This is a genomic window from Leptolyngbya sp. UWPOB_LEPTO1 (assembly GCF_017302695.1).
GTDB lineage: Bacteria > Cyanobacteriota > Cyanobacteriia > Leptolyngbyales > Leptolyngbyaceae > Leptolyngbya > Leptolyngbya boryana.
This window is the reverse complement of sequence record NZ_JAFLCJ010000026.1, coordinates 1-17980: the sequence shown is the minus strand read 5'-3', so window position 1 is coordinate 17980 and position 17980 is coordinate 1. Positions and strand designations below refer to the sequence as shown.

The following is a 17980-nucleotide window of genomic DNA, read 5'->3' as shown; positions in this document are numbered from 1 at the left end:
CTCTTTAGTATCCAGCAGCAGTGCCTTCGCCGCGTGGGTCAGCCGCACCTTCTAACCCGCCATCTGGACGAACGACGATCGCATTCGCATTGCCCCAATTTCCACGCTGATAAATTTGATGTCCTCGACGCTGTAAGTCTGAAATCGTCAAGGGATCAAGTCCCCGTTGTTCTACATTTAATCGATCCGGTTGCCATTGATGATGAATTCGAGGTGCGGCGATCGCTTGGCGGACATCCATCTCGTAAACCAACACATTCAGAATACTTTGCAGCACTGTTGTAATAATCGTGCTTCCGCCTGGTGCGCCTACTGCCATTCGGAGCTTTCCATTTTCAGTAATGATTGTGGGAGTCATGCTCGAAAGCGGCGTTTTGCGAGGCGCGATCGCATTCGCTTGCCCCCCGACTAAACCAAACGCATTCGGAGTATTCGGCGCGATCGCAAAATCATCCATCTCATTGTTCAAAACAATTCCAGTTCCTTTCGCAACAATTCCCGCCCCAAAACCCAGATTGATTGTAAAAGTAAGACTGACTGCATTGCGATCGCGATCGACCACTGTGAGATGGCTCGTTTCCGTCGATTCTTTTGAAAGCTTTTGTAAGACTGCTGGATCGCCTGGTTTCACCGAAGGAGCAGCTTTTTTGGGATTAATTTCTGAACGCCGAAGTTTCGCGTAAGCAGGGCTGATCAAGGCAGATACCGGAACTTTCACAAAGTCAGGATCGCCAAGATAAGTTGCACGATCGGCGTAAGCGATTCGCATCGATTCAGCCAGAAGATGCAACGAATCTGGATTGCGCCAACCCATTGTTTTAAGATCCGTATCACTCACCAAATTGAGCATCTGAATTAAATGCACTCCACCCGATGAAGGCGGCGGCATGGAGCAGACCCGCGCTTGGCGAAAATCTCCACATACGGGAGTACGCCAGATCGGACGATATTGTTTGAGGTCTTCGAGAGTAATTAGCCCCTTGTTGACTCGCATATCATTGACGATCGCATTGGCAATTTTACCTTGATAGAAGCTATTCGGATCAACTGCGATCGTGCTTAGAGTTGCTGCTAAATCAGGTTGCTTGAAAATCTCACCCGGCTGATAAGGCTTGCCCTGATGGGTAAAAATCTTCTGAGCCTCGGCATTTTGAAACTTCCGTGATGTGGTTGCTTCCGTAAACCGATGACTCACCGGAAAACCAGATTGAGCCAAGTTCACAGACGGAGCAACAACCGTCTTCCAAGGTAATTTTCCATATTGCCGATGCGCTTCGTAGAGTCCTGCAATTGTTCCAGGTGTAGCGACTGCTAAGTAACCATTAATGCTACTGTTCGGGCGAACTTTGCCCTGAGCATCTAAATACATGTTTTGAGTTGCTTTCAGAGGCGCACGTTCTCGAAAATCCAGGGCTTTCGTTTCATTTTTCTGCGCTTGGTAAAACATCAGAAAGCCCCCACCACCGATGCCAGCAGAGAACGGCTCTGCAACCGAAATCGCTAAGGTCGTAGCAACCGCAGCATCGATCGCATTTCCTCCCTGTTTGAGAATGCTCAAACCAATCTCGCTGGCGATAGGGTGCGCCGATGTCACCATGCCCTGTTGAGCGCGATCGAGATAAATAGTTTGCGCTTTGACCAGCGACGCATCAATGACAACAACAAGACTAACTGCAACGAGGCTACGAACTTTCATGAGCAATGCCACACTAGAAGCATTCATTATCATAATGCGATCAAGAGCATCTGCACTCTCAAATACAGTTCTAAGTTAGCCTCTTAGATTTTGCAGTTACGATGCCCGAGCAGGTTTGAGAGCATCTAACGCTAAGTTCAGCTTTAATACATTTACTCCGGGTTCACCAAAAATGCCTAAGAAGCGATTCTCAGTATTTTGGGTGATCAAAGCTTCAATCTGATTCGGTTGCAGTCCTCGTGCTTTTGCGACTCGATCAATTTGTGCTTTTGCTGCTTCGGGTGTGATATGTGGATCAAGACTTGACCCTGATGTGTAAACTAAATCGGCTGTCGGTTTCACACCTGCTTTCTGCAATCTGGGAATGTCGCCTTTGATGCGATCGAGCAAAGCGGGATTACTCGGAGCCAGATTACTCGCACCTGAAACCCCTGTTTTTAATACCCCTAGCGAATCTGCTTTTGGATCGGCAGTACTATAGTTTGTAGTACTAGGGCGACTATTGAAATAGCGATCGCTGGTAAACGGTTGCCCAATTAAAGCTGAGCCAATCGGTTGTCCCTGAGCGTTGTTGATCAAACTGCCATTTGCTTGAAATGGAAAGGCAATTTGTCCGATCGCAATCATCACAAATGGATAAATCAAAGCAGTCAGAACCCAAAGAACGAAAGTAGAACGAACGGCTCTACCTGCCTCACGTACAAAGCTCATTTTAGAATTTCTCCGGCGCAAACATCACAAAAAACAAGTAAACAGACAACGCAACGATTAATAAGCCAAGTAGTCCCAGTGACCAAGCTTGGGAGCGAGAAAGCTGAGAACTACTAGCAGCATAGACCACAGGTGCAAGAACAAGATTAAAACAAAGTGCCAAGAACAAATACAGAGGCAGTTTTCTTCTGCGCCATGCTAAAAGCATTTCGATCGTATCTTCAAACACTGGAGTGAGATTGTGAGGTAAATTGAATTTCATAGCGGGTTACTAGGATAACGGCAAAATCAGGTCGATCGCTTTAATCGCAATAAAAGGTGCAACAATGCCACCCAAGCCATAGACCAACATATTGCGCTTGAGCAATTGATCGGCAGTGAGCGGACGAAATTGCACACCTTTTAGGGCTAATGGAATCAGTACAGGAATGATCAGCGCGTTGTAGATTAAGGCAGATACGATCGCGGATTCTGCACTCTTTAAACCCATAATGTTCAATGCACCAATTCCAGCAGCAGCAAAGATAGTAGGAATGATTGCAAAATACTTCGCAATGTCATTCGCGATCGAGAATGTGGTCAATGCTCCTCGGGTAATGAGAAGCTGTTTGCCAATCGTCACTAAGTCAATCAGTTTAGTCGGATCAGAATCTAGATCAACCATATTGGCAGCTTCTTTCGCAGCCTGTGTGCCAGAATTCATTGCTAAGCCGACATTGGCTTGAGCGAGAGCAGGCGCATCATTGGTTCCATCGCCCGTCATCGCAACGAGCTTACCTTCAGATTGTTCGCGGCGAATCACGTCAATCTTGTCTTCAGGAGTCGCTTCTGCAATAAAATCATCCACCCCTGCTTCTTGAGCAATGACTGAAGCTGTGATGCGATTATCTCCAGTTAGCATAATCGTCTTGACTCCCATGCGACGGAGTTGATCAAATCGTTCGCGAAGTCCCGGTTTTACAATGTCTTTAAGGTAGATCACGCCGTACATATCACTGCCTTGGCAGACCGCAAGCGGCGTTCCTCCGAATCGAGAGACACGCTCATAAGCTTCGTCGAGTGCAGCAGGAACCTGTCCACCTCGCGATCGCACAAAGCCTTTCACAGCATCCACTGCTCCCTTACGATACTCAATGCCTCCAATATCTGTCCCACTCAGGCGAGTTCGAGCTGAAAATTCAACCCCTTCAGCCGCTTTTCCATTTAAGGCAAAATTCGCACCTAAATTTTGAGCGAGCTGGACAATTGATCGTCCTTCTGGGGTTTCATCGAATAAGCTAGCAGCAAGACAGATATCGGCAACCTCTACGAGTGAATGACCATTCACTGGAATAAACTCGTCAGCGAGACGGTTCCCAAGCGTGATCGTTCCAGTTTTATCAAGCACGAGTGTATTGACATCTCCACAAGCTTCAACAGCTCGTCCAGAAGTCGCAATCACGTTAAACTGCGCCACTCGATCCATTCCCGCAATCCCGATCGCGCTCAACAAGCCCCCGATTGTCGTCGGAATTAATGCCACGAGCAGCGAAATTAAAATCGCGATGCTGGCTCCCAAGCGGAAGCTATTTGCGACCTCTCCTCCGAGCGTTGTTTCTAAAAAGTTTGCAACATGGTTTGCAATTGGGGGAACGGTCGTAACCACAATCAAAAACACCTGGGTCAGAACTGCAAGTAACACAGTTAAAGCAATCTCGTTCGGCGTTTTCGTGCGTGCTGCGCCTTCGACGAGGGCAATCATCCGATCGATAAAGCCTTGCCCCGGATCTTGAGTAATTTTGAGTAACAATTGGTCAGAAATAATGCGAGTCCCACCCGTAACCGAACTCATAATGTCTGTACCGGGTTGCTTCAGCACCGGAGCCGATTCTCCAGTGATTGCAGATTCATCTACAGAAGCAATGCCTTCGATCACTTCCCCATCAGCTGGAATCATGTCTCCAGCCACGACTCGAACCAAATCACCTCGCCGTAGTGCAGTAGAACTCACCTGCTGAGTTTTGCCATTGGGAAAAACTTTTAAAGCAGAAGTATCCGATCGCGTCGATCGCAGTGAATCTGCTTGAGCTTTTCCACGTCCTTCTGCAACTGCCTCTGCAAAATTCGCAAAAACAACTGTAAAAAATAGAATCAACGTAATGATGCCATTGAGCAGGCGTTGTTGATTCACATCAGCTTGCACGGTTCCAAATAAGTTTGGCTCCAGCGTGACGAGCAAAGTCACGATCGTACCGAGCCAAACCACAAACATCACCGGATTTTTAACGACAATCCGCGGGTCAAGTTTAACAAATGCCTCTTTGACGGCTTTTTGATACAAGCCATCCAGCTTGACTTTAGCGGTATGTTTGCGATTGTCACGAGATCCCTGAGGCAATTTTCCTGAATGAGACGGCATAGATTTCATAACAGTTGAAATGTTATCCTGAAGTAAATAACTCTAGTCGTTGATCAAACTAACCGCCTCTAGCAATTTGAAAGGCTTCAGCGATCGGTCCAAGTGCCAAGACAGGGAAGAATGTGAGTGCGCCGAGAATTAAAATCACACCTGCTGTCACACCAATGAATAATCCGGTATCAGTTCTCAATGTTCCACTCGTTAAAGGCACAGGCTGTTTGCGGGACATGCTATCAGCAAGCAACAGCAGTGAAACCATTGGAATATAACGACCTGCTAGTAGACTAAAGCAGCAACTCAAGTTCCACCACAATGCAGAGGGTGCAGGTTGACTATCGAGTAATCCTTCAAATCCAGACCCATTGTTTGCAGCAGCAGACGCATACTCATACAGGAGTTGAGTCATGCCATGAAAGCCAGGATTAGTAATACCGTTAAAAAAGCCTTGAGCCGTCGCACCATCAGGCGCACTGGGTAATGATAATGCGATCGCACTAGGTAGGAGAATCGCGATCGGATGCACCAGCAAAATCAGAAAACTCGCTAGCACGACTTCCCGCTTTTCGATCTTGCGTCCCAAAAATTCTGGCGTTCTACCAACCATCAATCCTGTGACAAACACTGCCAGAAGCAAGTAAGCAAAAAGGTAAGCTGTGCCCGTTCCTTGTCCACCCCAGACAATTTGCAGCAGCATGTTGGAGAGCGTGACAAAGCCACCATTGGGCATAAACGAGTCGTACAAGCTATTGACGGCTCCAGTCATGGTTCCAGTCGTCATCGTGGCATAAAGTGCCGATTGTGCCCAACCAAAGCGGACTTCTTTTCCTTCTAGGTTCGGAGCCTGACCGCCAAGCAGCGCGTTAACTGCCGGATTGCCATTGTACTCCCCAATCCCATTGATAATGACGAAGCCAATAAATAGGAACATGACTAGCCCATAGACGAGCCAAGCTTGCTTACGATTGTTTGCAATCACACCATAGGTGTAGATAAAAGAAGCAGGTAAAGCAACCATGCTCATAATCTGGATGAGATTCGTGAGCGGATTGGGATTCTCAAATGGGTGTGCTGAGTTAATCGCAAAGAATCCACCCCCGTTTTCCCCAAGTTCCTTCATTGCTTCAAAGTGAGCGATCGGGCCGCGTGCGATCGCTTGACTGATTGCTGGATTTTCTAAAGTCGGAACGACTATAGGACTTCCGAGGGTTTCCGGAGTTCCAGCAGCGATAAGAACAATCGTGATCAAGATTGCGATCGGCAAATGAATCCGCGTAATCGTCCGAATCAGATCCACATAAAAATTACCAAGCGGTCTACCTGTCAGCCCTCGGATAAAAGCAGCACCCACTGCCATCCCTGTTGCTGCTGAGACAAAGAACATATAGCCTAAACCAGCAACCTGAGCAAAATAGCTATAGGTCGTTTCGCCAGAATAATGCTGCTGATTGGTATTCGTAATAAATGAAATGATTGTATGTAAATTCGTATCCCAAGTTGGCGAACTGAGATAAGTCGGATTCAACGGAAGCCAGCCTTGACCAAACAAAATAAAAGCCAGCAGCAATGACATCGCCACATTGCTAAACAATACGGCTCTAGCATACTGCCAGCCCGTCATGTTTTCCTGTGCTTGACAGCCACTCAAGCGATAAATTCTCGACTCGATCGCATTGAGCACGGGGTCAAGTAACGATCGCTGACCCAAGTAGATGCGCGCCATATACCCACCTAAAAAAGGGGTAATCACTACTACAATCAGCAGCGTTAACGCAATTTGAAACCATCCTTCCAGCATAATTTATCTCGAACTCCAACAGAAAAATTGAAGTAGTTGTTTTTGCTCAAACTTGAAGCGTAATGCAGCGAACACGCGAAGCATTTGAATCGTCTCTGAGAACTATCATGAACGATTTTGTCGATCTGACAAGGTATAACTTTGAAACGGGCCTCGTCTATATCTTCCACTGAGTCGTGTTTAGGAAAGCGCTATTAGCATAGATATAGATTGCATCTAAACGCGAATTGAAACATCCTTTTTCTCAAGCAGATCGCTTAAACTTTGAGAAAGGACTCCTCCGGATCAGCCCAATGTCACTCTTCAAGCTGTTTGTTAGTTCTAAAGATTGGCATCTTCACGCATTCTGGCTCATCGTATTTCTGTTCGCGATCGTATTTGTCCTAGAATATGCCACGCCTTCTGCCTATGTATTTGGCTATCTATACATTGGTCCTATTCTGATTGCGAGTCATCATTTGAGCCGACGCGCCGTTTTTACACTGACGGCGATCGCTTGCATTCTGACCATGCTCAACGTTTGGCTGCCCAATTTTGAGATCATTAATGCTGCAATGATCTCAAATCGAATCATCGCAACAATCGCGATCGTAGTAACAGGGATGTTGAGCGATCGCAATCGGTCATATCAGCAAACTGTCTTACAACAGCAGAGTCAATTAAAATCCCAAGAACAACTTGCACGTCTTCGAGAAGATTTTGCTTCTACTTTGACACATGATCTGAAAACCCCGTTACTGGGAGCAATTGAAACATTAAAAGCATTTCAACAGGGTAGTTTTGGCGAGGTGCAGTCTGCCCAACAACCTGTTCTAGCAATGATGATGAGAAGTCATCGAACCACCTTACAGATCGTTGAAACATTATTAGATGTCTACCGCAACGATAATGAGGGCATTCAACTCAATGCAGTTCCTGTCGATCTCGTAAAACTGACAGAAGAAGTCACAACAACCCTGAGAGAACTTGCAGCCAGTCGTCGCATTCATATTTCACTGAATTATGGAGCTTCGGATTTTCGCAAATTTCTCTGGGTCAAAGGTGATCCGCTACAGCTTCAGCGGGTGATTGCAAATTTGCTGACCAATGCCATTCATCATTCTTCTCGCGGTGGCAAAGTTGAAATTGCGCTAGAACCTGGCTCAATTTATCAAACGGTAAAAGTAATCGATACCGGGGCAGGCGTGCAGTCTGAAGAAATTCTGCATCTATTTGAGCGATTTTATCAGGGACAGAGCGATCGTCAAACCAAAGGGTCTGGACTCGGACTCTATCTATCGCGTCAAATTATCGAGGCACATGGCGGTACAATTTGGGCAGAAAATGGTCAGGTAAGAGGAGCAGTATTTGCATTTCGCCTGCCAACTCTCCCTCACTCCCCTGTCGTGTAAGATGGCATCTCCACCGCTAAAAATTCTTCTTGTTGAAGATGATGAACTATTCCGTCTCGGTTTGCGAGTTCGTCTCGATCGAGAACCAAACTTAGAGGTTGTCGCAGAAGCAGAAGATGGAGAAACGGCACTCGATCTAGTTAAGTCGCAAGCGCTCGACATTGTTGTCTTAGATATTGGGCTATCAGGGCTTGGAGGAATTGAAACTTGTCGGCAAATTCGGCAGTGTGTACCGACACTACCTGTGCTAGTTCTCACGTCTCATACTCAAAAAGCGATCGTCAATCGGATGATCGAAGCTGGGGCACAAGGATATTGTCTGAAAGGATGCCCTTCTCAACTTCTGATTCTGGCGATTCAGTCAGTAGCAGCAGGTGCATCATGGTGGGATGCGACCGCGACGACTGAAATTCGAGCTGCTTTTGAACATCAAGGAACTTCTGATCCGGATCATCCTAAAGTGGCTCTGACTCAACGAGAGCAAGAAATTTTGGCATGGATCGCACGCGGAAAAACGAATCAAGAAATCGCTGAAATACTATACATTACACCCGGAACGGTGCGAGTTCATGTCCATGCTATCTTGCAGAAGCTAGAAGTTCGCGATCGCACTCAAGCCGCGATTATCGCGATGCAGCAAAAGCTCATTGCTCCTGATGAACTTTCTAAATCAGAGGATTAGGTTTAAAGGCAGTGATTGAGGTTTAAGTTGCGAAAGTGCCTAGCAGCAAGTGCTGTAGTAAAAATAAACATGCGATCGCTAACCAACTCAAAAAACAAACCCGCGTCAAACTGAGCGCTTGATAAATCGTATCAACTGTGATCTCTTGTAAAGGCTCTCCGAGCAGAGGTTTATGTTTTTCGACTCCTTGATAGTAATTCACACCACCGACTTGCACCTTCAAGATAGCCGCATAGATACATTCACTCCATCCAGAATTAGGACTTGGATCTTGAGGTGCATCTCGCTGGCACAGCTTCCATACCTCAGACGGTCTGCCGGATATTAAACCCAATGTCAACACAGTCAATCGACAAGGAAACCAAGTCAAAACATCATCAGTTTTAGCACTAAACCAACCAAGATCCGTGAAAGGCGGTGCCTGATATCCAATCATTGAATCGAGCGTGCTAACGGCTTTATACGCGATCGCAAATGCAACACTTCCCACAGGCGTAAATGCCCCAATCAAGGCATAAAACAATGGAGCCATCACTCCATCGACTGAATTCTCGGTGACAGTTTCCAGAACTGCCCTAAGAATCTCAGGTTTTGACAAATGCTCTGTGTCACGCCCGACATAAAGCCGAAGTTGCGATCGCGCTTCATCTAAATGATCCAATCTTGCAATCACATCTTCTGCTGCCCGTCTCAAACTCCGTCCAGCAAAACAGCTTGCAAGTAAAACGACCGCGATCGCACTTCCTAAAATCGGATGCAGGAATGTTCCAAGCTGAATCAACCCCCAACTGATACCAGCACTTCCAAATCCTAATCCAATCGTTAAAATCACGCCTGCAATTCGCAGCGCGATCGCATTTTTAGTAAGCCGAAAAGTAACTTGCTTAAAGTGCTCGATCACCCAACCCATCACCTGCACTGGATGCAACCAATTCCACGGATCACCAATCCAGAAATCAAGCAGTGCTGAGCAAATTAAAATTAAGGCAGACATTGTTTCAAATCATCGGGAGTATTGCAATTAAACAAGATTTGACGATCGGATACTACTAACTCTTGGACAACTTCAGCATCTAACCAATGCTGAAACGACCTCTGACCTTGTGCAATGTAGCGTTGCAAACTTGGTAGACAATCGCGGCGGTAAAATCCACACAAAGGTTCCCATCTCTGCTCAGTTTTTGCAACTACGATCGATACTTCTGCGAGTTGAGTTGTCCACTGTTTCAACGTCTCACCCCGCAATCGAGGCAAATCGCAAGCGAGTAGTAAAACCCACTCAGTCGCAACCTGTTCAAGTGCTTCTGCAAAACCAACAATCGGCGATCGCGGACTGGATTCTTCAATCCATTGCACGTCAGACACCATTGGCTCATAGCGATCGCGCCACGAAGTCACAATATAAATCAAATCAGTACAGTGTCTTGCTGCATCACAAGTTCGTTTGAGTAGAGGAACCCCATCAATCTCAAGTAGAGCTTTGTCTTGACCCATTCGAGAACTATTTCCACCCGCTAATACGATCGCACTCAGATTCATTAGAAATTACACTCTTTGGGTTCAGAATCCTCTGTCCAATTTTCCAAATTCATCGGTTTGAGCGTTGTTCTAAATTCTTGATTATTCTTCACACCTCTGCCTGTCAGCAAATTCACATCACAAGTACCACCCACTGCAAGATCAAGCGTGTCGTGATAAGAGTAGGTGTACCCTGCCACAACAAACTCTCCATTTTCGTACATCGCTGTAATCTTTTTGCTCCAGCGATCGCGACCAATCGCATCATTTGCAGAATTGATGACGAGAGAACCTTGAGGGTTTACGGACAGCGAAGGCTGTGTGCCATACATTGCGCCACGCCAAGCAACATTTCGCTTACTCAGTGCAAGTCTAGACTTTTGAGACGGATCTGAAAGATAGATCAGCAGATCCGTCTCCGTAGCATCGGCTTCTGAAACAGTTAAGATTGCGCGATCGGTGATACTATCTCCATTCCAATCTGCTTTAACCGCGCTGATCACTTTATCCTGAGGAATATCCGGCATCGCAATTTCAGACGAGGCAGAGGTTTTCGAGGATGGGACAGACTGAGATTTGGGCTTTACTTCTGCTGTTGGTTGGGTACTAGCTGGAGCCTCGGTTTTTTCGGGTTGAGCGCCTGAACTCTCCGATGAATTTGGGGTCTGCTTGGGTTGAGCTTCTGCGATCGGGGTTGATCCGCTCTGTCCTGGTGGCGCAGAAGATGGAGTAGAACTTGCACAGCCGACCATTGTCAAGTTCATGTGACCGATGAGAAGCGCGCTCATCACAACACGGAGATTGGATCGTTGAAGCATCTGCAACCACCTAAACGGTAAAAATAGGATGTAGTCTTGCCATCCCAAAAGCATCGAGCCGAAATTTGAATTCTAGCTCAAATTCCAATTTTTTCATTTCTCAAATCCATTCAAAATCGAGATTATCCGCCTACGTGAATTCTAGGACGCTGTTGAGGGTCGCGTTCTGCTTTCCGCAATACCTCACGGGTCAACACTGGAATATCACCCTCACCAAATAGAATAAATCGTGCCAAATACTTCACGGGATTACCTTCTGCCCATCCAAAATAGACATGGGGCAGCTTACCCGTTTCGTTGCGCAAGTAAAGCAAAATCGCAGCGATCGCGTTTGGGACTGCGGCACTCCGGGCACGCAAAATTCGATATTCTCCCACTTCAACGCCTTGAATTTGAATCGTTTCGGAAAATTCCGACGCATCCGAGATCTCAACTTCTAAAAATAGAATCGGCTCTGCATCTGGAATATGGTTATCTTCACGAACTTGTTGTTCTTTGAGAAAATATTCTTGCCAATCCCCTGCCTGTTTACGATTCGCAATCAGTCGAATCATATGAGCACGTTCATCGTTGATCAACTGACGGGCACTTGCATCTAGATCAATTCGCTCAACTCGCAATTCGGTCGATCGCCAAATCCGAGAAATCAGTGACGTAATCACGATCGTGGCAATAAACAAAGCCGCAATCCGAATGCCCTCAGGACGTTCAATAATGTTAACAACAGTGGTATAAACAAAAACTAACGTAATTAAGCCAAAGAGCAAAATACTGCGGGTAGCTCTACGGCGATAAGCAGAGAGTGTCACCGCAAATGCTGCCGAACTCATTAACACTAATACGCCAGTTGCATAAGCACCCCCTTGAGCTTCCACATCTGCTTGAAAAACTACCGTCACCGTAAACGCGATCGCAATATAAACCAACACCAGCGGTCGGGCAGCTCTTGCCCAATTTGGAGCCATGCCATAGCGCGGCAGATAACGCGGCACAATATTGAGCAGTCCTGCCATTGCAGACGCTCCAGCAAACCATAGAATCGAAATTGTGCTGAGGTCGTAAAGTGTTCCAAATCCACTTCCCAAGTAGCGATGAGCGAGATATGCTAATGCTCGCCCATTTGCTGCACCGCCGGGTTGAAATTCTGCAACTGGAATCAACAGCGTCGTCACCAGACTACTCGCAATCAAGAAAACGCTCATCGTCACAGCCGCAGTCAGCAGCAATTTGTGAGTATTGCGAATTCTGCCACGCGGTTTTGGTTCTGTGTCGTTTCCACTTCCTTGCACGAGTGGCATCACTGCCACGCCCGTTTCAAACCCAGATAGCCCTAATGCAAGCTTGGGAAAGAGTAAAGCAGCCGATGCCAGTAAAAGAATCGGATTACTGCGATCGGCAAAGAGAGCCGCTTGCCAATCTGTAATCACGCTCGGTTGATTCAAAATGTGCAGGGCACTCACTGAGATCGTGATTAAATTCAAAGCAAGATAAGCAAATACCAGCACTACAGCAAGCCCGATCGCTTCTCGAAATCCTCGCAAAAACACAATTCCGAGTAATGTAATCAGCATCAGCGTAATACCCACTGTCTGACTGTGCAGAAATTCCGGAACCATCGGATTCTCTACAATATGTGCAGTGGCATCTGCGGCAGAGAGTGTAATCGTAATGATAAAATCGGTCGCGACAAAGCCGAGGAGACAGAGTACGAAAAACTTGCCCTGCCACCATGCTAGTAAATGTTCGAGCATCGCGATCGAGCCTTCTCCATGCGGACTATTCATTGCAATTCGCCGATAGATCGGTAAGGCTCCAAACAAAGTGAGTAAGACTAAGATAAATGTCGCGATCGGAGATAACGCCCCTGCAGCTAAGGCAGCAATCCCAGGCTGATATCCCAGCGTTGAAAAATAATCCACCCCCGTTAAGCACATCACTTGCCACCAAGGGTACTTCCGCTCAGTCTGTGCTTTGTGATAGGGTCCTTCTCGCTCGTGATGTTCTTCTTCTAGCAGCCAATTGAGAAAAGGACTGCGGTGTTGACTAGGAGGATTCGGCTTGACCATTTTTTAAGCACATTCAAGAAAATGCGATCGCATTCAATACTTCTACCACAAGCCCATCAAGGAAATTAGAAAGCGCCCTGCTCACTTAGAGAACTATAGTCAGTGTTTCCTCTACCTGAGACTAACAAGAAATATTCAACCTATACAATCTGTCTATCAGTAGGTGCGGACGATTGAGAACGCTCAATGCAAGTCATGGCTCGATCATGGCTAAGTCTTAAGCGGCAGGCGAAGTGTAAAAATACTCCCTTTTCCGAATTGGCTTTGAACTTTAAGACTTCCCTTGTGAAGCTCCACAATCGCTTGAGCGATCGCCAGTCCCAATCCTGCCCCGCCCGTCTGCCGAGAGCGGTCTTGGTTCACACGATAAAATCGGTCAAAAATTCGAGTCTGCTCCGCTGTCTCGATTCCAACCCCTGTATCTTCAACTTGAATGATGGCAGTCGAGTCTTCTTTGAGCAATCGCAACATTACAGTCCCACCAGGATACGAATATTGGATGGCATTCGTAATCAGGTTCATGACTAAACGGTAGAGCTGTTCTTCATCTCCAACAACATAGAGATCTTGAGCCTGGATTGAGAGTTCTAAGGAAACTTTAGCGGAGATCGCGAAAGCAGCAAATTCTTCAACTAAATCGTGCAATAAATCATCTAAACAACAGTTCTGATGTTTAGTCGGTAAGACTTTCAGATCCATCCGAGACAGCATCAGCAGATCTTGAACGATTTGAGCCAGCCTCTGATTCTGACGAGTAATCGTTTGCAGAGTCGTCTGAGCTTCAATCAAGTTCAGATTTTCTGTACCTAAGGTTGTCTCAACCGTCGCTTGAATTGCAGCAAGAGGCGTTCTCAGTTCATGGGCAGCATCTGCGGTGAATTGCTGGATTTGTCGATACGAATTATACACAGGCTGCATCGCTAATCCGGCTAGCCACCAGCTTGCTCCCCCAATTGACACCATTGCTATCGGTAAGCCAATCAGCAGAAACACTTTCAGCGAGGCAAGATATCGTTGATATCCAGAGAGCGATCGTCCAACTTGAATATAGCCCCAAGGCTGCCCTGCTGAAGTCGTCAACACCATTGAGAATTGATGATAGCGTCGTCCTTTCTCGTCTGTGAGGATTTGCCAATTTTTGCCTTGAGCAGCAGAATCTGCCGGGGGGGGAGTGTTAACTGTTGCTAATGTTTGGAAGGATAGGTTTGTGAATCTCACATAGTAGGGATCTTGGTAATCGGCTCCTAAAACATGAATATGTGATGTTTTAACCGGGCGGCAAAGCTGACCTCCAACACAAAGTCCGGGAAGAATCTGCCTGACACGCGGATGCAGTTCGCCCGGTTTTTCGAGCATCGGTTCAATGCTGTCATGTAAAGACCCTACTAAGGTTTGAATTTCGCCAGCGATCGCTTCAAAATGAGTTTCTGCTAGATGTAGATAAACCGCAACGCCACAAACACCCAAAATCGCTCCCATAACTCCTGCATACCAAGCTGCAAGCTGTAGTCGCGTTCGATTAAACAGTCGATTTTGGTGCATAAGCTCTACATAAGCCTTATGTGGGAAGATTCAATCGATATCCTAGTCCATAAACTGTTTCGATCGCGTGACCTAAGTCTTGTTCTGCCAACTTTCGACGCAGTAGGCGCACTTGTGCCGCAACAACATTACTCACCGAGTCTGAGTTGAGTGTCCAAAGCTGATTGCGGATTTGCTCAGTACTGACGATTTGATTCGTATGCTTCATCAAATACTCCAGAAGTTGAAATTCCTTCGCAGTCAGCAGGACTTTTGCCTCTGATGCTTGAAGCTTCACACAAGAGGAACCATAGTCTAAGATGAGCGAGCCAACCTGAAGAGTCTGAGCTTGAACTTGAGGGGATCGACGCTGCAGCGCTCGCAGTCGGGCAAGCAATTCTGCCATGCCAAACGGTTTAACCAGATAGTCATCCGCGCCTGCATCTAATCCAGTCACACGATCGCTGATACTATCTCGTGCAGTTAGGAGCAGCACAGGCAATGATTTTCTTTGTGCCCGAAGCCGATTGCAGATTTCAATCCCAGACAAACCAGGCAACATCCAATCAATCACAGCCAGCATATACTGTGCTTGGGATTGAGTGAGATACTCCCAAGCTTCATTACCATTTTTTGTCCAATCGACAATGTAACGTTCGCGCGTTAGCGCTTTCTCGATCGCACTCCCTAAGTCTGGCTCATCCTCAACAAGAAGAATTCGCATAGCGTTCGCACTTTCTACCTAAAATCGATCACTCTAGCTGCTATTTGCATTATTAGCAGATAAGGATGAAATCAAGATGAAATGTCGCAACTTAAAGCAATATTTCTAAATGTTATTTTCTCTGATCCTCGGAAAAGTTCTGGGGAATTTCATCACAAAAAATTTCATCCTTATTTCACTCTTTGTTGTTAGAGTCAGGATAAGGGTGCACAAAGCAATTTCAGACAACAATACCGTCGTATCATCCAAAATGTAGAAATCTGCCCAAAATCCTTGCAAAGTTTTAGCTGTTTGTTCTAAAAGTCTAATTAGGCAAAACCTTCAAGATGAGCTTTCACTAATTAGAAACAATTAGTCCGAGCAGAAGATAAGCATTATGTAGTTCACATTGCTCAGTTATTTTCAGAAGTAAAAAGTCAGCTTACCTTACTATCAAAAATATGAATTTGCCCCAGTTGTTTAGCACACAAAAGGTATTAGTCACAGGCGCGTCTGGCTTCATTGGAGAACATCTTTGCCGACAGCTCCTTTGCTCTGGAGCAGAGGTTTATGGAATCTCTCGACTGAAGCGATCATCGCCTCATGCCGCGATGCAGTGGCTTCAGGGAGATGTGAAAAATTTTGATGAGCTGCGGCAAATTTGGAAGAGCATTAAGCCTGATATTGTCTTTCACTTAGCAAGCTATGTATCAGGTTCACGTAGCATGGATGCTGTGCGATCGACTCTAGAAAATAATTTGGTGAGCACGGTCAATCTGCTAACGCTGATGGCTGAATTTGGCGGACAGAGGATTGTCTTAGCCGGATCATTAGAAGAGCCAAATGCGGGCGATGTTCCCATTCCATCCTCGCCCTATGCTGCCGCAAAATGGGCAAGCAGTGCCTATGCCCAGATGTTCTATCAGCTCTATCAAGTCCCGATCGTCAATGCTCGTATCTTTATGGTGTATGGACCAGCCCAGAAAGATATCAAGAAGCTGATTCCTTACGTGACTCTTTCATTATTAGAAGGAAAAGCGCCACAGTTAAGCAGTGGTCAGCGTCAGGTCGATTGGGTTTACGTAGATGATGTTGTGGATGGCTTAATCGCAGCCGCTCACGTGCCCAATATAGAAGGGTGTACTTTCGAGCTAGGGTCAAGTCGCTTGACTCCTATTTCAGAGATTGTTCAAAACCTGAATCGCTTGATCGATCCGAGTATTCAGCCTCTATTTGGTGCATTACCTGATCGACCTATGGAGCAAGTTCGTGTAGCAAACTTGGACAATACTCGGTCAATACTCGGTTGGATGCCGAAAACTGCTCTAAAACAGGGACTGATGAATACTGTGCAGTGGTACTCTGCTCATCGAGATTTATATTTGCCTCATGCACTAAACTTAGCGCTCTGAGCAAGCAAGCTGCATTTTGAACAGCATCCTTTGAAATCAGAAGACTCAGAGCCATTAGAAGCTCGAATCCAGATCAAGACGAATCGTATGATTTAAGTCTTAATTTCAAGCTTGAAATTAAGACTTAAATTTCATAGTGCCAAGCTTCCGATTCTCGCAAGACAATGCGACGCAGCGATCGCTCAATCACGCCTTGTTCCTCAAATTGTCCAAGAATCCGTGTCACTGTCACGCGCGTTGTTCCCAACACATCCGCAATATCTTGATGGGTGAGCTTCAGATCAATTAAATTTCCAGCTTCTACTTCTCGTCCGAATCGCTTTGCTAACCAATTCAGCAGCTTAATCATCATGGCATCGACTTTTCGATGACTGCGAATCACAGCTAATTGTTCCATCTGTTGGAGATGAGACAGCAGCAACGCTGCATCAGGTTGCCATTGTTCTGAGGATAGCGGCGTTGCAGTGACTTTTGTGAGGCATTCCACTTGATAAGGATCTACACAAGAAAGCGCCTGACCCACAATGTCCCCGGCACCCCAAATGCCAAGTGTGATGATCGTTCCGTCTTCTAGCCAAGTGAGCGATCGCGCGACTCCCGATTCAATCCGCCAAAGTTTGAACCTTTGATCGAGCAGTGATCGCAGTCCAAAGTCGTGAGAGTGAACCGCAGACGAGAAAGGTGAAGAGAATAAACTGGTCATTACATAAATCCTATTTATCTATAGGATTACCGGAGTATTTCAATATCGTAGATCGCCAAGTGCAAATTGTCACGATCTTGAACATGATGAATTTGTTAAGGCTGCCGCAACCCGAGAGGGTTTGATCATCTACGGCATTTGAGTGTACTCACTGAATGATTAAATTCAGTCATCTAGATGTCACAGACGCAATAGACCAAAAAAGACTTCTGACGCAGATTCATAGAAACGCGCGCGCTGACTCCTCTACAAGCCTTAAAACAATCCTAATCTCAAGTAATCCGATCAAAAAATGGGAGTATTTTCTTGCGCTTTATCTCTTTCTCCGATACGATTGAAAGCTGAAAAGAACGGTAATCCTACAATATTACCGTAGATTAGGAGAACAATTCATGAAGTTGAAGCAAAACAGACCGCTATTTAATTTACGATCGCTGAAAAAATTCGTTTCACTCTTTGTGATCGGCACCACCCTAAGTGTCGCTATCGCCTCCTGCGGCGGCAACACCGCTTCAACTTCTTCTAGTCCCAATAGCGCTAGCCCCGTTGCCAACGCCGCTAAAGAG

At 46.2% G+C, this 17980-nt stretch carries 15 protein-coding genes; 3 read left to right on the top strand and 12 right to left on the bottom strand.

The annotated features are described in order from the left end of the window. Positions 1–4 precede the first annotated feature (4 nt). From ggt to kdpA, 5 genes are all read right to left on the bottom strand, one after another. Entirely contained in the window at positions 5–1696 is a 1692-nt protein-coding gene (ggt, locus tag J0L70_RS26950; RefSeq protein ID WP_287456538.1) for a gamma-glutamyltransferase, read from the bottom strand. Positions 1697–1792: 96 nt separating this feature from the next. Then, positions 1793–2407, bottom strand: coding sequence for a K(+)-transporting ATPase subunit C (gene kdpC, locus J0L70_RS26945; protein WP_287456537.1), 615 nt, complete (start codon positions 2405–2407; stop codon positions 1793–1795). Between the two features lies 1 nt (position 2408). After that, on the bottom strand, positions 2409–2669 hold the full coding sequence (locus J0L70_RS26940; RefSeq protein ID WP_199329315.1) for a potassium-transporting ATPase subunit F: 261 nt from the start codon (positions 2667–2669) through the stop codon (positions 2409–2411). 9 nt (positions 2670–2678) lie between these two features. Then, positions 2679–4805 (bottom strand): potassium-transporting ATPase subunit KdpB, encoded by a 2127-nt coding sequence (gene kdpB / locus J0L70_RS26935; RefSeq protein ID WP_287456536.1) that lies wholly within the window; start codon positions 4803–4805, stop codon positions 2679–2681. Between the two features lie 58 nt (positions 4806–4863). Beyond that, on the bottom strand, positions 4864–6600 hold the full coding sequence (gene kdpA, locus J0L70_RS26930) for a potassium-transporting ATPase subunit KdpA (protein ID WP_287456535.1): 1737 nt from the start codon (positions 6598–6600) through the stop codon (positions 4864–4866). 293 nt (positions 6601–6893) lie between these two features. Between kdpA and J0L70_RS26925 the strand changes: the two genes are divergently transcribed. Next, a complete protein-coding gene (locus J0L70_RS26925) occupies positions 6894–7991 on the top strand; it encodes a sensor histidine kinase (protein ID WP_287456534.1) in 1098 nt (365 codons plus the stop codon). 1 nt (position 7992) lies between these two features. Next, a complete protein-coding gene (locus J0L70_RS26920) occupies positions 7993–8673 on the top strand; it encodes a response regulator (RefSeq protein WP_017291444.1) in 681 nt (226 codons plus the stop codon). A gap of 22 nt (positions 8674–8695) precedes the next feature. Here the strand turns inward: J0L70_RS26920 and cbiB are convergent, their stop codons facing one another. The 6 genes from cbiB to rppA all read right to left on the bottom strand — a co-directional run bounded on the left by cbiB (position 8696) and on the right by rppA (position 15320). Then, the gene (gene cbiB / locus J0L70_RS26915; protein ID WP_287456533.1) at positions 8696–9667 is read right to left on the bottom strand and encodes an adenosylcobinamide-phosphate synthase CbiB; all 972 of its coding nucleotides are present in this window, start codon (positions 9665–9667) and stop codon (positions 8696–8698) included. Then, on the bottom strand, positions 9655–10212 hold the full coding sequence (locus J0L70_RS26910) for a molybdenum cofactor guanylyltransferase (protein WP_287456532.1): 558 nt from the start codon (positions 10210–10212) through the stop codon (positions 9655–9657). The genes cbiB and J0L70_RS26910 overlap by 13 nt, the downstream gene beginning before the upstream one ends. Further along, a complete protein-coding gene (locus J0L70_RS26905; protein WP_268242129.1) occupies positions 10212–11009 on the bottom strand; it encodes a superantigen-like protein SSL4 in 798 nt (265 codons plus the stop codon). Before J0L70_RS26905 ends, J0L70_RS26910 begins: the two co-directional genes overlap by 1 nt. A 122-nt stretch (positions 11010–11131) precedes the next feature. Next, positions 11132–13075, bottom strand: coding sequence for an APC family permease (locus tag J0L70_RS26900; RefSeq protein WP_287456531.1), 1944 nt, complete (start codon positions 13073–13075; stop codon positions 11132–11134). A 210-nt stretch (positions 13076–13285) separates the two neighbouring features. Next, positions 13286–14617: a two-component system sensor histidine kinase RppB gene (gene rppB, locus J0L70_RS26895; protein ID WP_287456530.1), complete on the bottom strand. Its 1332-nt coding sequence runs from the start codon at positions 14615–14617 to the stop codon at positions 13286–13288. 16 nt (positions 14618–14633) lie between these two features. Further along, positions 14634–15320, bottom strand: coding sequence for a two-component system response regulator RppA (gene rppA, locus J0L70_RS26890; RefSeq protein WP_017291438.1), 687 nt, complete (start codon positions 15318–15320; stop codon positions 14634–14636). A 440-nt stretch (positions 15321–15760) separates the two neighbouring features. On the opposite strand from rppA, the gene J0L70_RS26885 reads away from it, so the two are divergent. Beyond that, entirely contained in the window at positions 15761–16711 is a 951-nt protein-coding gene (locus J0L70_RS26885) for an NAD-dependent epimerase/dehydratase family protein (RefSeq protein ID WP_268242132.1), read from the top strand. A gap of 124 nt (positions 16712–16835) precedes the next feature. On the opposite strand, the gene J0L70_RS26880 is transcribed toward J0L70_RS26885, so the two are convergent. Further along, entirely contained in the window at positions 16836–17414 is a 579-nt protein-coding gene (locus tag J0L70_RS26880; protein ID WP_287456529.1) for a Crp/Fnr family transcriptional regulator, read from the bottom strand. Positions 17415–17980: the final 566 nt, after the last annotated feature.

Excerpts from the sequence above, each read along its gene's own strand:
- J0L70_RS26905 (WP_268242129.1), bottom strand. The coding sequence starts at position 11,009 with ATGCTTCAACGATCCAATCTCCGTGTTGTGATGAGCGCGCTTCTCATC.
- J0L70_RS26910 (WP_287456532.1), bottom strand. The coding sequence starts at position 10,212 with ATGAATCTGAGTGCGATCGTATTAGCGGGTGGAAATAGTTCTCGAATG.
- kdpB (WP_287456536.1), bottom strand. The coding sequence starts at position 4,805 with ATGCCGTCTCATTCAGGAAAATTGCCTCAGGGATCTCGTGACAATCGC.
- J0L70_RS26880 (WP_287456529.1), bottom strand. The coding sequence starts at position 17,414 with ATGACCAGTTTATTCTCTTCACCTTTCTCGTCTGCGGTTCACTCTCAC.
- rppA (WP_017291438.1), bottom strand. The coding sequence starts at position 15,320 with ATGCGAATTCTTCTTGTTGAGGATGAGCCAGACTTAGGGAGTGCGATC.
- J0L70_RS26920 (WP_017291444.1), top strand. The coding sequence starts at position 7,993 with ATGGCATCTCCACCGCTAAAAATTCTTCTTGTTGAAGATGATGAACTA.
- J0L70_RS26900 (WP_287456531.1), bottom strand. The coding sequence starts at position 13,075 with ATGGTCAAGCCGAATCCTCCTAGTCAACACCGCAGTCCTTTTCTCAAT.
- kdpA (WP_287456535.1), bottom strand. The coding sequence starts at position 6,600 with ATGCTGGAAGGATGGTTTCAAATTGCGTTAACGCTGCTGATTGTAGTA.
- J0L70_RS26925 (WP_287456534.1), top strand. The coding sequence starts at position 6,894 with ATGTCACTCTTCAAGCTGTTTGTTAGTTCTAAAGATTGGCATCTTCAC.
- J0L70_RS26940 (WP_199329315.1), bottom strand. The coding sequence starts at position 2,669 with ATGAAATTCAATTTACCTCACAATCTCACTCCAGTGTTTGAAGATACG.
- ggt (WP_287456538.1), bottom strand. The coding sequence starts at position 1,696 with ATGAAAGTTCGTAGCCTCGTTGCAGTTAGTCTTGTTGTTGTCATTGAT.
- kdpC (WP_287456537.1), bottom strand. The coding sequence starts at position 2,407 with ATGAGCTTTGTACGTGAGGCAGGTAGAGCCGTTCGTTCTACTTTCGTT.
- J0L70_RS26885 (WP_268242132.1), top strand. The coding sequence starts at position 15,761 with ATGAATTTGCCCCAGTTGTTTAGCACACAAAAGGTATTAGTCACAGGC.
- cbiB (WP_287456533.1), bottom strand. The coding sequence starts at position 9,667 with ATGTCTGCCTTAATTTTAATTTGCTCAGCACTGCTTGATTTCTGGATT.
- rppB (WP_287456530.1), bottom strand. The coding sequence starts at position 14,617 with ATGCACCAAAATCGACTGTTTAATCGAACGCGACTACAGCTTGCAGCT.